The organism is Tumidithrix elongata BACA0141 (assembly GCF_036349135.1).
GTDB lineage: Bacteria > Cyanobacteriota > Cyanobacteriia > Pseudanabaenales > Pseudanabaenaceae > Tumidithrix > Tumidithrix elongata.
Map to the genome: position 1 here is coordinate 14,015 of NZ_JAZBJZ010000042.1, position 13,115 is coordinate 27,129.

The following is a 13,115-nucleotide window of genomic DNA, read 5'->3' on the forward strand; positions in this document are numbered from 1 at the left end:
TGGAATAGCCATTCGTTATTAACCTATAGCTTCGACTCCACTCAGACAGCGGCAATCGAGATTCCAGATTGTAAATTCTACCTACACTAACACCTCTTGTTTGGGAAGGTTGCTAAGCCTTGTCGTCAGTGCGATCGCGACACCCGCTAATAAGAGCGCGATCGCTGCCATCAGAATCGCATTGGGGAAGGTAATCATTTGAGCAGGTTTGGGGAATAGATAGCCAAATAAAGCAGATGCTCCAGAAAAACCACCAAAATACATTCCTATACCTAACCCACCCCATCGTTGTGGCATGATAGTTAGCGCCAGTGGAATCGTTCCGTTAAACACAGCACTCATACATGCCACTAGGGCAATCGCGATCGCCACAACGGCAAATTCACCATGACTGATAGATAAAAGTCCCAAACAAGCCGCAGCAAACCCCAAACTCACAATCATGACAGGGGTGTTGCCAAATCGAGTCGCGATAAACCCTGAAGTGATCGCCAATACTGCTAGAGCAATCGAAAGCGAACCCATAAGAATATCTAGATTTCCATTAGGAACTTCCACCTTCAATATTCGAGGAAAAACTTCTCCGAAGATTAACCTTGCTGCGCAGCCGATGGCTACCCCACTCGCTCCCAATAGAGTCGAGGTCAAAAATGGTGGAGGAAGTTCCTTGGGCTCTTTCTCTCTAGTTACTTCAGGGGATTCCAAGGAGTTTAGATCGGGTTGAGGTGCGATCGCTTGCCGATCGACAACCATTCGCAAAACCGCAATCGCTCCTATTAAAACCATAGAACCAATGGTGAATGTCAGTGCTGCACCAAGACTAAGAATAAACTTAGAGGATAGCGATCGTAAAGAGCCAGCAATGCCGCCAACAAAGGTTAAAATGCTAGCAGCTTGAGGCAGGTTCGTGGCAAAGGCAAACTTACCCAACAGGCACATGGCAGGGCTGCGAAAGACCGTCATCGCGATCGCCCAAGTAATAATCACACCCAGAAAAATCCAGCGTGTCATGTCACTAGCTCCACCAAAAATCACTACCGATGGAATGGCAATAAATAGTACTGAAGCAAGGATTGCCCCAAATGTGACAAATGGAAGTCTCGTGCCAAATTGATTTTGTGCCCGATCTGACAACCCTCCCATGAGCGGTTCCATCAGCACTGCGATCGCACCTTCGATCGCAAATATCGCACCAATCACAGTAGGTAAACCTATCTCTTGCATGGCAGCAGGCAATCCAACCTGCTTCAGCAATTCGGGGAGATATAGCCCATAAATTACCCAAGCCATTGTAATGGCACCTTGGATGGATGCAAGCCCCCAAACCTGTAACCATTGGGTTGGAAACAACTGTGATATGTTCATAAATATTTTTTGTATCTTAAATCGTTGACTAGACTAGCTTCTACCCCAAAATGTGAAACGCTAGGTAAATCAGTCTGGGAAAAGTATCGATCGTAGCTCTCTAATTTTCCTTTGCACTATAAAATACCTTTACTCGACTATATAAAGATAACTGGTCACAAAAACCTATCAAATCTTCTAATACATTACAGTAGCTCGATCTCGTAGCTCGATCTCATAGATTTGTGATGGCTTCTGCTTGCTCTGATTGTGCCATGTGGCTTTAAATTTAAGTAGTGATATTTCCCCCCTTAGCTATGTCTCAAAATCTTCCAGACAACTCCAAAGATCGTCATGTTCAAGGAACATCTAGCGATGATATCCTTCATGGGACAGATCGTGATGATGTTATTTTTGGCTATAGCGGTAACGACGTAATCACGGGTGGCAAAGGGAATGATACCCTCTATGGGGGTAAAGGGAACGATTTTTATATCTATCATCCAGGGGATGGATACGATCGCATTGAGGATGAAGAAGGGACAGACACTTTGATTTTAAAGGAAATCTGGCGCAATGAAGTGACGCTCAAACTGCGCGAAGATGGCTTTCATATCGTGTTTTACAAAGGCGAGCCAATTGTAGAGATGCGCGGCGTTGACTACGTGCAAACCGAAGACGGTTGTTGGAGCGTAGAGAGACAGTGGGGACTGTGAGGTTTTTAGTCGTCAGTTTTCAGTAGTCAGTTTTCAGCGATCGGTCGTTCTGGATTCCAAATAACCGATAACTACTATTCCCCATCGGGTTTTCGATCTAAGCAACTAGATTTTGTAGCATTACGAGCGGCATCGCGGAAGGTTTGGATGCCTTCAACCGTATTTTCGTGCCCGCAGTAGGGACAATAGACAATTTCGCCAAGCTGGGGCTCAATGTCGGCACGGCTCCACCACTGCGTGCAGCGATCGCAGCGAAAATGATATAAAAACTCAAGAGAAACTTTCATAGATCGCTCGCACCAATCACAACTGTTTTGAAGCTTGCAATTCGTTGAGTTGGAGGTTTTGGCTGCGAATGCGGCGCGAGAGCAAGCGAATAATATTTACGGCAATACCCGGTGTTTCGTCGATCGCTTCGTAAAGTTGCTGTTGTGTTAAAACTAAGCATTCACAATAGGCAACCGCTGTCACCGAAGCCGAGCGAGGCTCCGCATCAAACAGAGACATTTCACCGAAACAACTCCCTTTGTCTAAAATCGCTAAATCTTTATGCCCCAGGTGTACGCGTACGCGCCCCGCAATGACGATATAGAGCGACCGTCCTTCCTGTCCTTCCGCAAAAATCGTTTTGCCAGCAGGAAACGAGATCTCGTTCATAATTGAAGCTAGGCGTACCAAAAAGTCATCTCGCAATTCCTTAAAAATTGGTACACCCCGCACAAGTAGCAGTCGATCAATACTAGTTAGCATCGTTTCTCCCCGTCAAACTTGAACGCGAGTTCGGAGCTTGTAACTCACTGTTTGGATTAATATCGTTCACATCTGCCATACCCATTTCCCACCCGAGGTAATGGGCAATTGCTTTGGTTTGACTGCGGATTCTCCCTGATAAAAAGCAAATAATATTTACAGCGATATCAGGTGTTTCGTTAATTGCTTCGTAAAGCTGCTGCTGGGTTAGAACTAAACAAGAACAATTGGTAATTGCTGTAACCGATGCCGAACGAGGCTCAGCGTCAAATAGAGACATTTCTCCAAAACAGCTACCTTTCTCTAAAATCACTAGGTCTTTATTACCAATATGCACTCGTACCTTCCCCGCAATTACGATATAGAGCGATCGCCCTTCTTGCCCCTCTGTAAAGATCGTCTTGCCTGCTGGAACTGCGATCTCATTCATAATCGAAGCTAGCCTTACTAAAAAATCAAGACGTAATTCTTGGAAAATGGGTACGCCTCTCACCAGTAATAGCCGATCGATTCTAGTTAGCATTATCCCTCCCGATCGCCCCCAAAGGCGGGGAAGGATCTTGCAGTTGGTTGGCTTGGATGTTCCCATCAACAATATTCAAGCCAAAGTAGCCAGCGATCGCCTTGGCTTGGGCTCCCACCAGTGAATTTCGATCTTGGGTTAGCATGGGCAACATTTTTTGCAGCGATCGGGGTGATACCACCTGTAAATAAGCCAGTACAGCTTCTCGGACAAACCCAGTAGGGTGGCTCAAGCATTGTAGAGTAATTTCCGCAGGTAAGCTCCATAGCTGGCTTCGTCCGACATGAAAACAGCAAGCCAAGGTCCAATCAGAAAAACAGTAGCTAATTTCAATTAGGTTGCGCAGGCGCTTCACACTGGACATGGGTTGGTAGAAGTAAACTTCTGATAAAATTCTTAGTTTTTCCGCGATCGAGCGTTTATCTAACACGGATAGAATAATCTGCTTTTTACTCAGGTCAACGGTGTTGTCCAAAATTTCAATACCCCTTGCTAAACTCCCTTTCGATCCAGACATAATGTTAAAAGCAGCAGCTTGAATTGCCGATGGCGTATAGAGCAATTTCATCAGTAAAAATAAGCGTTCTAAGCTATCTTCAACTTCAGCCAGTAGCGCTTCTTTGAGCAGTCCAGCCTCTAAAGAAGCAATTTGCTCGGCAGGGATATCTTCGATGCCTACCCAAGCCTCTGCCATCACGATCAGCTCTTGCTCGACCATTTGCTCAACACCATTACGCCCGATCAGCTCTAGGACAGTTTCAATCCCCACTTCTTTGGGAATGCGGATTAGCGTACGCAAAATTGTACGCCGATGCTTGCCCCAAGATTTGGATAGAGAATTTGCCAGCACTGAGACAGCTGCTGGAGTACCGATATCGCCCATGATTTCCCATGCACGCAGCCTTACATTCTCAGGGCTAGAATAATTTTCAGTTAAGCCGACCAAAGAATCTAGCGCATAATCTCCTAATTCTACGAGGGCATCATAGGCAGCTTTACGGGTGGCTTTGTAGTGCAACCCTCGAATTATTGAGGGAAAGTATTCGGAAGCACGGGTGGCAGCGATCGCTTGTAATAAGGCACAACGCACCTCTATGGATGAATCTTGCAATAATTGCGGCACATAAAAGCGCAAGGATTGCATGTAGGTAGCTTCTGCCAAAGCGCGACAACCCAACACCCGCTCGGGTTGGTGGGGACTAGTAATCATCTGCCTTAGGGTATTGGTTGCCTCAGCAACTTGTGGGGGCGTACCGAGGCGCATCATCAGCGCTACAGCCGTGCCTCGAATGATTGGATTTTGCTCTGGGCCTAAGTAGGATCGCAAACTATTAACATTACGGTTATGTTCGTCGGCAAGTAATACATAACGCAGACATAAAGATTGTACCTGTGGCGAAACATTGGGCGATTGTAATAAATCCTTGACATTTCTGAGATAACGAATATCTGGCTTGATCAGCATTGCCTCTAGACTTTGCTTTTGAATATCAGGAGCCATCTGGACTAGCAAAGGAGCAAGGGACTCACCGACAGTCTGGGGTGCAACCTGTGAAAGTAACTCAATACAGACCGATTGATCGAGATCTGTTTCTGCCCGAACCAGAGACTCCGTTACAGCCCGACGTACTTCCCGAATATCGACTTCTGTGAGGCTAAGTTGCCCCCGCTCTACACTCTGAATCAAAAGTTGCAGATAGCCGCGCCGCAATAACCAAATAATACAAATCCAGATCGCTGCAACCACCACTACCAGTCCCGCAAATAAACGGGCGGATACTTCCACATGTACGCCTTGCTGATGTAGGACTTGACTCACGAGCCAGATCAAAATTCCTGCCCCACCAATCGAGAGCGGATCGGCAATGCCACGGACTAGAGACTGCACGCGGCTGCGAAACTGGTCGGGCACAGCTTGAAATAGGGTCGGTGCAGTTGAGGCAACAATCGTAAAGCGAAATAGCTCGTCAAAAAACTTGAGAATGACAAAGCCGATCAGCAAACCAAAGGGGGCAAAGCCTGCCAGCAAACCAGTGATCACCGTACCAATTGGCGGTATTAAGACTGTGAGAAAAACGCCTAAGCGCTCAATAATGCGACTAGAGCCAAACAATTGTAAGCTCAGCTTAAAGATGCCCATGACACCGCCAAAGATGCCAACAAATTGGGCGATCGCTTCTTCGCTTTTAAGTTGAATTTCTAGCTGGGCGTAATACTGATAGTCAATCAAGAAAAACAGAATTTGGGCAGCGATAAAAAAGCCAAACAGCAAGGTTACGTAGCTTTGGAGATTACCTTGCAGGCGGCGGGTTGATAGCTCCCCATCCTCAGTATTGCTGTAAACTGCATTGGGAAATGCTTGGCGATAACGGGCGCTGAGATAAAAAAGTAAAAAAGCCCCTAACAGCAGCATTGTAAATGCAGCCAGTGTGACTCCAGAAATGCCAAAGATGTGAATGATTAATGGCAAAGAAAAGCCGCTGACGATTTCGGCAATAATAATGCCCGTACTAATCAGGGGGAAGGCTCGTTTGATTTCTCGAATGTTAAATAGCTGGTTAGCGGCAATGTCGTTGTTGATCGTGCCCAGTACATAGACGGCTTCGACCCACAACCTTAGTGAAAATATCGCCACCTTAAAGAATATGCCTGACTGATGTAAGCCAAACCATCCAAAAGGTAAGGGAAATGCCAGCAGTAAGGCTACCCCTAACATGACTCGCCGCAATGGCAGATGTTTTTGGAGCCAAGAATAAAATACACCAAGACCCGTGACGATCGCGGCGGTTGCCATATAGACCCAAGTGAGATTTTCAGCGCCAAATTCACCTAAAAATAAGGCGGCACTGCTTGCTTCTAGCCATACTGCCCCGATCGAAGTTGCAGCATAAAACAAGAACATGAGTAAGGTGCGTTCTGCTTCTTCAGGACGCAGATTGACCCATTTCAAGACTCGGCGTGATAGAAGTTCGGGGGTGGGACTAGATGCCGTGTTCATGCTGCTTACTGTGTGATTTTTTCCTAGATATGTTTCTAAACTTGCTTCTAGATTAGTTTCTAGACTGATTTCTAGTAAGTAGACACTAGCTTTGCCATAGATTAAAGAATACAGAGTATCAAGGCTACATATATTCCAAATATTTTGACGTTATGGTACTACAACAGACTTTTTTTGTTTCTCATTAAGCCGTAAAAGTTTTCCATTTGTTTTGTGAGGGCAAGTTTAGCCCGAATCGTTAATTGTTTAGCAAGTATTTCCTAAATATCGCTCCTAGATCCCATGCCCGAAAAAACTGATTTCTTGTCTATTTCCTCTGTTTCTCAAGGACATCTCAATGTTTGGATTACCTGCCAACGCAAGTTTCAACATCTATTTATTGATGGCTTAAACTTGTCTGCAACGGAACAACAGGACAAACGGCTGTTGGGGGAAAGATTTCACCTGTTAATGCAACAACGAGAACTGGGACTGGATGTAACAGAACTTGCAGAAAGCGATCCCAAGTTGCAAAAATGGTTGCTGACCTTTTTAACCGAGCCACCCACCACGATCGCTGGCGATCGCCTGTGCGAACACCGCCGTACCTTAGAGCTAAATATTCAAGATCGCGCCCAAGCACGTTGCTATGTAATCACGGCAATTTATGACTTGCTCATTTTAGGCGATCGCAAGGCACAGATTTTAGATTGGAAGACCCACGCCCGTCCCCTATCGTTTGCTACCCTGCAAGCAAATTGGCAGACGCGCCTTTATCTATATATCTTGGCAAATACCAGTGATTACCTCCCCGAGCAGCTATCCATGACCTACTGGTTTGCCAATACTGCTGAATCTGTAGCGATCGCCTATGACAGTCAACAACACCAGCAAACCCACCAAGAATTGCTGCGCATACTCTCAGAAATGTCAAAGGTTATGCCTGATGTCACGCCAGCGATCGTCAAGCCCCACTTTGAGCAACTACCTTTAGGCAGCGATGAATGTATGAGATGCGAATTTGCCTATCGTTGTCAGCGCCGAGAAACGATGGGCTCAGAAGAGTTACTCGCAAATAGTTTAGAAGCATATCCAGAAGTGGTGATTTAGTCTGGCGATTCTAATCTAGTCTCGCTACACAAGCTAAGTGCGCAAAGGTGGGCTATTCTTTAACCCTCTTTGAACATACAACCCATATTTCGCTTTGGTTAGAGAATAGGTTCCTGCGTAGGATGAGAAGTAATTCGCAAAGTGATTTAATAGGTTGCGTTCAGTCTTATGTTTACCTTTACTGCCATCTATCTATGAAACTTTCACAACTTGCGGTTGGACTCTCAAACTGTCAGTTAGACCTGCAAGGAGACGATCCTGAAATTACGGGTGTCGCCGCCATCGATCGGGCGCAAGCAGGCGAAATTACCTTTTTAGGTTCATCTAAATACCTAGCAGAGATCGAGCGTACCCAAGCCAGTGCGGTGATTTTAGATCTCAATACCCCCTGCAAACTCCCCTGTTTGCGTACCAACAATCCTCGGTTGCTATTTGCCAAAGTACTCGAGCGGTTTCACCAGCCCCTTAAGCTATCTGTAGGGATCCATCCCACGGCAGTTTTAGGAGAAGGCGTACAACTCGGAAAAAATATTGCGATCGCCGCAGGCGTCGTGATTGGCGATCGCGTCACGATCGGTGATGGGGTATCGATCTTCCCAAATACCGTAATTTATGATGACGTGGCGATCGGTGCGGACACTACGATCCATAGCAATTGTACGATCGTAGATCGTACGCAAATTGGCGCAAATTGTCTGATTCATCCCGGAACAGCGATCGGGGGCGATGGCTTTGGTTTTGAACTACAGGCGGATGGCAGTTGGTACAAAATTCCTCAGACGGGTTACGTGATTTTAGGGGATAAGGTGGAAATTGGCTGTCTAACTGCGATCGATCGCCCTGCTGTGGGCACGACACGTATTGGCACAGGCACAAAGATCGATAATCTCGTCCAAATTGGGCATGGGGCGAATATTGCGCCTCACTGTATTTTGGTGTCTCAGGTTGGCTTAGCGGGTGGTGTGACCTTGGGACATCATGCAGTTTTGGCAGGACAGGTGGGCGTTGGCGATCGCGCAGCGATCGGTGAGGGAGCGCTGGTGGGAGCAAAATCTGGTGTGATCAGCCATGTCGATGCGGGGGCAAAAGTATTAGGCTTTCCTGCCATACCCGAACGAGAACGGAAGCGCATTATGGTTGCAGAACTCCAACTTCCAGAGATGTTACATACAATTCGTAAATTAGAGAAGCGTATTGCTGAGTTGGAGAGAAAGATAGAAGGAGGGAACTAGCCAAAGATCTCGGCAGGGTCAGCGGAATGGACTTTACGCAGAGAGATAAACCCAGAAATACAACACATGACAACAGTCAGTGTTAAAACAAACCAGACTTTCCACCAGTTGTCACTATTCATAGAAAGAGGCAAACGGGTGGCATTTCTGGTTAAGTCGTAAAGAAGCGTGCAGATGATTAATCCGGGGATAAAACCTAGAAAAGATAATGCAAAGGCTTCTTGGATCACGACCTTAGAAAGATAGAAGTTACTATAACCCATTGCCTTGAGGGTGGCATATTCGGCCATGTGATCGGAAACATCGGTATAGAGAATTTGGTACACGATCACAATGCCTACGATAAAGCCCATGATCGTGCCCAATGTAAAAATAAACCCGATCGCCGTGCTCTTTTGCCAGTAACTCTTTTCAAAGTTTCTAAACCCCTCCATGGTCAGAATGCGGGTATCGTCAACTGCAACATCAGCAGCTTCTTTAATATCATCAAGAGTCAAATCTTTCTTATCAATCGCAACACGATCTGGATCGGAAGGAACCTGCTTGACTCTCTTGCCATCGGCTTTGAGATGCCCTTTTTTTGTTAATACAACCGTTTCACCAGGTAGACCTTTGACAATATCTGCGATCGTGTTGAATGGAGATGCATTGGGCTTCAGGTTGATCAAGGCAACATTAATTAGCCCTGCTTTACGTTTATCTAAAATTCTAAGAAAGTTGGTGTCGCTGGTAATGATTGCCCCATCAGCCGCAAAAGATGAACCTAACTCAAATAGACCACCTATCTTGATTTTTCGGTTATCGATCTCTCTTGTTACGATATTTTTGCATTGAAAAGCCTCAGCCGTATAGAGAGTCTTTAGAGCATCTACACCGCACTCTGAAACGATTGGACCAAACTCAATACGCGAACTGCGATCGAATAAAATCACATCCTGCTGTTGAACCTGACTCATCCCCTCTACAGTTCCTGGCATCTTAAACACATTCGCCGCAGGGTTCGCGCCCAATACAAGGATATTGCGGGTTTTACCTGCTGGGTCTTCTTTGACTTTCCATGCGGACAAGCCAATGTAAAGCGCATTGACCGACTCGACACCTTCATACCTTAGAGTTTGGTACATCCGCCGTTGTGAAAAATTGCGCATTCCTACGAGATTCGTCGATTGGGGGCTAATTAAAACAACATCCCCCACCAAGCTACTTTGCAAGCGGATGGCACTGGTAAACAGGGCGTCTTGGAAGCCGACCTGCATAAACATCAGCACTACGGCAAAGGTAATACCCGCGATCGCGACCAGTAAGCGACTTTTCTCGTAGGTTAGTTGCAGCCAAGCAAGCGGAACAGCAAAGATCATAACTTTCAGGTTTTGCGATAAGAATTACAAGTTGCTAGGATCTTCACCTAGTTCTAGGAGTCTGGCAGCTAGGCACTACTGTGTGGTGGCGGTTTGTTTCCAAGGGTTCACCATCATCAAAAATTAAGTCTGTAGGAGGTGGAGTTGGTTCCCAACCCAAAATAACTTCAGAGGGCAAAACTTCTGATTGCGTAGTAGGTTGTATCGTAATTTCTACTGACATACGAAACATCTCCTTGTTTGAGTGAGCGCATCTAGCCTGAATTTAGCGCGTGTTGATCTTGACAGAAATTTGAGAATTGGTCAGTCCAGATACCTTTTTACTATCATCTAAGCGAATTTTAACTTCGATAATGCGTACATCGGTCTTAGCCGCAGGGTCAGTCCCCAGCACATCATTTTTAGCAATGCGCAAACCGATCTGCTCGACCGTGCCTGAGATTTCACCCTCAAAAGCTCTACTGTTAGAAGCGATCGTGGCTTTTTGCCCAATCTTGATTTTGTTGATATCGGTTTCGTACACTTCTGCTACAGCGTACATTTGCTGGGTATTGCCTAGCTCTACCACACCATCTGAGCCGACTACCTCACCAACTTTAGAATGAACTTTCAGCACTTGTCCGCTAATGGGGGCACGAACTTGAGACAAATCTAAATCGACTTGGGCACTTTTCACTTTAACAATGGCTGACTGCAACGCTGCCTCTGCAACACGAATATCCACTGGTCGGACTTCGGCTGTACTGCTGAGTAGTCCCTGGGCCTGTAAAAATTGTTGCTGCGCTTGGTTGAGCTGTTCTCCTAGGGATTTGACCTTAATTGCAAAACTATCCAGCGTAAAAGCTGAGGCAGCACCCTCTTTATAGAGAATCTCATAGCGCTTGTAGTCAATTACAGCCTTGTCAAATTCCACCTTGGCCCGTTCTACATTTGCTTTTGCTGCCAAAACATTACTCTGTTGCGCTTGAATGTCGCCTGACTTTGCCCCAGCTCTTACCTGTTCTAACTTTTCTGCTGCCTCCTGCGCTTGACTCTGGGCTTGCGCCAAAGCTGCTTGGTTTTTAAAGTAACTGTCGAGAACGGCAATGACATCGTCTTGCTTGACTGTATCGCCTTCTTTAACCATCAACCGTATAATACGAGAAGTGCCCAAGGCTGATGGCGAGGCAACTTTAATTACTTCACCCTGTGGCTCTAAACGTCCCAAAGCACTGATGGTCGCATCTGCTTCAGTTTTAGTTTCTAGGACTTTTGTGTCTCCCGCAGATGGCTGCGGCTTACTGCCGAGCAGCCCGATCGCATACCAAGTTCCCAGCCCCAAGGATGCAGCACCCAAAAGGATCAGGGGAATAAGCCATTTATTCCTATTTTTGGGCAAAGAAGGGGTAATCTTGCTATTAGGGAGAATTCCCGTTGGCTTGGTGGGCTGAATTTCTGACGGACTGTCGTTTTCGCGCTCAATCTGAGTATCCAAGTAGCACACTCCTTTGACTTAGGTGAGAATGTATTAACACACAACCACTGTTTTTTGGAACAGATTGATTGAAACTACTACATTTTAGTCAATCTCTTAAACAAACTAATTTGTCACTCATGAGTGACAAATTAGTTTAATCATAAGTTAAGTCATTGTTTTTTGCGGATTAAAATACTTTGTCTATTCAGTAAATCGCCCATTGATTAGGTCTAGGTTGTGTACTCAGCATTGATCTTGACGTAGTCGTAGCTCAGATCGCAGCCCCAAGCAGTGCCGACACCATCCCCATCCCCCACACTGACTGCAATCTGAACCGTAGGATTTTTAAGATAGTTACTGGCGGCGTTGCGATCGTAATCTTGGGGCGATCCATCTGCCATCATCACAAACTCGCCAAGGTGAATATTGAGCTTGTTTTGATCGAAATATACACCCGATCGCCCTGCGGCGGCGGCAATTCTGCCCCAGTTAGGATCGCGACCAAACACGGCTGATTTAACCAGCGAGGAACCCACAATGGTTTTGGCAATTTGTCTGGCGGCAGCTTGGTCAGAGGCTCCACTGACAGTCACTTCGATCAAACAGGTTGCACCTTCACCATCCCGCGCGATCGCTTTGGCAAGATAGACACCCACTTCTGTCAACATCGCCTCCAATTGCTTTGCTTCAGGGGATGCGGCATCCGTAATTTCTGGAGCGCCAGACTGACCGTTATTGAGGGCAACCAGCATATCGTTCGTACTGGTATCGCCATCGACGGTGACTTGGTTAAAGCTATTGTCCGCGACGCGGCTTACCATGTCTTGCCAAAGTGCGGGCGCAACCGCCGCATCACAGGTGACAAATGCCAGCATCGTCGCCATATTGGGATGAATCATGCCCGAACCTTTGCAGATTCCTCCAATCCGAATTGTATGACCCGAGATCGTACCTTCGAGAGCAATGGACTTGGTGACGGTATCGGTAGTCACGATCGCTTTAGCTGCATTGTCTCCCCCCTCTGCCGAGAGTGCCTCAGCCACCTTCACAATTCCTGGGCGCATTAAGTCCATGCGTAGTTGTTTGCCAATTACGCCCGTGGAGGCAACCATTACCCCTTCTTCAATCCCCAAAGCTTTTTGCACGAGTTCGGCACATTCCACGGCATTGCGCCAACCTTCTTCGCCAGTGCTGGCATTGGCTTGCCCCGCATTAACGAGAATGGCTTTTACCTTTACGCCTGATTGCAATACTTGGCGATTAAAGTCTACGCAAGCAGCCCGAACGCAAGATTTTGTAAATACGCCTGCGGCGATCGCGGGCACATCAGAGACAATCAGTGCCAAATCGGGCGCACCGGATGGTTTTAGTCCTGCTGTGATACCTGCGGCTTTGTAGCCTTTTGCTGCCGTCACATTCCCAGAAATCTCACGCCACTCTGACATAGGTCTTTACTCAAGAATTTACAAAGGTCTATCAGATTATACGCAAGCCTGAAAAGGCGAATGAATCAAAAATATCAATCAGGAATCTCAATCTCCAGTAGGCTGCAAACGCCGTACAAAATCCATATCCGTAAAATAACCAGTTAAATTACGAATAGATTAGACTAGGCAAGCGATCGCAACCTACTGAATCGCAACATCCTT

11 protein-coding genes and 1 pseudogene are annotated in these 13,115 nt (G+C 46.4%); 3 read left to right on the plus strand and 9 right to left on the minus strand.

The features are described from left to right. Nucleotides 1–81: 81 nt before the first annotated feature. Complete coding sequence (locus V2H45_RS11925) at nt 82–1,365, minus strand: MFS transporter (RefSeq protein ID WP_330483878.1); 1,284 nt, start codon at nt 1,363–1,365, stop codon at nt 82–84. Nucleotides 1,366–1,661: 296 nt separating this feature from the next. On the opposite strand from V2H45_RS11925, the gene V2H45_RS11930 reads away from it, so the two are divergent. Beyond that, complete coding sequence (locus tag V2H45_RS11930; RefSeq protein ID WP_330483879.1) at nt 1,662–2,060, plus strand: calcium-binding protein; 399 nt, start codon at nt 1,662–1,664, stop codon at nt 2,058–2,060. 74 nt (nt 2,061–2,134) lie between these two features. Here the strand turns inward: V2H45_RS11930 and V2H45_RS11935 are convergent, their stop codons facing one another. From V2H45_RS11935 to V2H45_RS11950, 4 genes are read right to left on the minus strand one after another with little or no spacing between them, the layout of a single operon-like run. Further along, nucleotides 2,135–2,347, minus strand: a complete 213-nt coding sequence (locus V2H45_RS11935; protein ID WP_330483880.1) for a hypothetical protein — start codon at nt 2,345–2,347, stop codon at nt 2,135–2,137. Nucleotides 2,348–2,363: 16 nt separating this feature from the next. After that, entirely contained in the window at nt 2,364–2,810 is a 447-nt protein-coding gene (locus V2H45_RS11940; protein ID WP_330483881.1) for a Crp/Fnr family transcriptional regulator, read from the minus strand. Further along, the gene (locus tag V2H45_RS11945) at nt 2,800–3,333 is read right to left on the minus strand and encodes a cyclic nucleotide-binding domain-containing protein (protein WP_330483882.1); all 534 of its coding nucleotides are present in this window, start codon (nt 3,331–3,333) and stop codon (nt 2,800–2,802) included. Before V2H45_RS11945 ends, V2H45_RS11940 begins: the two co-directional genes overlap by 11 nt. Next, the gene (locus V2H45_RS11950; RefSeq protein WP_330483883.1) at nt 3,323–6,331 is read right to left on the minus strand and encodes a hypothetical protein; all 3,009 of its coding nucleotides are present in this window, start codon (nt 6,329–6,331) and stop codon (nt 3,323–3,325) included. Before V2H45_RS11950 ends, V2H45_RS11945 begins: the two co-directional genes overlap by 11 nt. Before the next feature lie 282 nt (nt 6,332–6,613). Here V2H45_RS11950 and V2H45_RS11955 point away from each other — a divergent pair, with 282 nt between their 5' ends. Next, the gene (locus V2H45_RS11955) at nt 6,614–7,420 is read left to right on the plus strand and encodes a PD-(D/E)XK nuclease family protein (RefSeq protein ID WP_330483884.1); all 807 of its coding nucleotides are present in this window, start codon (nt 6,614–6,616) and stop codon (nt 7,418–7,420) included. A 194-nt stretch (nt 7,421–7,614) separates the two neighbouring features. Continuing rightward, nucleotides 7,615–8,652, plus strand: coding sequence for a UDP-3-O-(3-hydroxymyristoyl)glucosamine N-acyltransferase (gene lpxD, locus V2H45_RS11960; RefSeq protein ID WP_330483885.1), 1,038 nt, complete (start codon nt 7,615–7,617; stop codon nt 8,650–8,652). Here the strand turns inward: lpxD and V2H45_RS11965 are convergent. The 4 genes and pseudogenes from V2H45_RS11965 to argJ all read right to left on the minus strand — a co-directional run bounded on the left by V2H45_RS11965 (nt 8,649) and on the right by argJ (nt 12,911). Further along, a complete protein-coding gene (locus V2H45_RS11965; protein ID WP_330483886.1) occupies nt 8,649–10,010 on the minus strand; it encodes an FtsX-like permease family protein in 1,362 nt (453 codons plus the stop codon). The genes lpxD and V2H45_RS11965 overlap by 4 nt on opposite strands. Nucleotides 10,011–10,095: 85 nt before the next feature. Further along, nucleotides 10,096–10,233: pseudogene (locus tag V2H45_RS11970) on the minus strand (Uma2 family endonuclease); the annotation flags it as partial. Between the two features lie 42 nt (nt 10,234–10,275). Continuing rightward, nucleotides 10,276–11,484, minus strand: a complete 1,209-nt coding sequence (locus V2H45_RS11975) for an efflux RND transporter periplasmic adaptor subunit (protein ID WP_330483888.1) — start codon at nt 11,482–11,484, stop codon at nt 10,276–10,278. A gap of 212 nt (nt 11,485–11,696) precedes the next feature. After that, nucleotides 11,697–12,911: a bifunctional glutamate N-acetyltransferase/amino-acid acetyltransferase ArgJ gene (gene argJ, locus V2H45_RS11980; protein ID WP_330483889.1), complete on the minus strand. Its 1,215-nt coding sequence runs from the start codon at nt 12,909–12,911 to the stop codon at nt 11,697–11,699. Between the last annotated feature and the right edge of the window lie 204 nt (nt 12,912–13,115).

Bases quoted from the DNA above. Each gene is read 5' to 3' on its own strand.
- lpxD (WP_330483885.1), top strand. From the start codon at position 7,615: ATGAAACTTTCACAACTTGCGGTTGGACTCTCAAACTGTCAGTTAGAC.
- argJ (WP_330483889.1), bottom strand. From the start codon at position 12,911: ATGTCAGAGTGGCGTGAGATTTCTGGGAATGTGACGGCAGCAAAAGGC.
- V2H45_RS11935 (WP_330483880.1), bottom strand. From the start codon at position 2,347: ATGAAAGTTTCTCTTGAGTTTTTATATCATTTTCGCTGCGATCGCTGC.
- V2H45_RS11945 (WP_330483882.1), bottom strand. From the start codon at position 3,333: ATGCTAACTAGAATCGATCGGCTATTACTGGTGAGAGGCGTACCCATT.
- V2H45_RS11925 (WP_330483878.1), bottom strand. From the start codon at position 1,365: ATGAACATATCACAGTTGTTTCCAACCCAATGGTTACAGGTTTGGGGG.
- V2H45_RS11930 (WP_330483879.1), top strand. From the start codon at position 1,662: ATGTCTCAAAATCTTCCAGACAACTCCAAAGATCGTCATGTTCAAGGA.
- V2H45_RS11955 (WP_330483884.1), top strand. From the start codon at position 6,614: ATGCCCGAAAAAACTGATTTCTTGTCTATTTCCTCTGTTTCTCAAGGA.
- V2H45_RS11950 (WP_330483883.1), bottom strand. From the start codon at position 6,331: ATGAACACGGCATCTAGTCCCACCCCCGAACTTCTATCACGCCGAGTC.
- V2H45_RS11965 (WP_330483886.1), bottom strand. From the start codon at position 10,010: ATGATCTTTGCTGTTCCGCTTGCTTGGCTGCAACTAACCTACGAGAAA.
- V2H45_RS11940 (WP_330483881.1), bottom strand. From the start codon at position 2,810: ATGCTAACTAGTATTGATCGACTGCTACTTGTGCGGGGTGTACCAATT.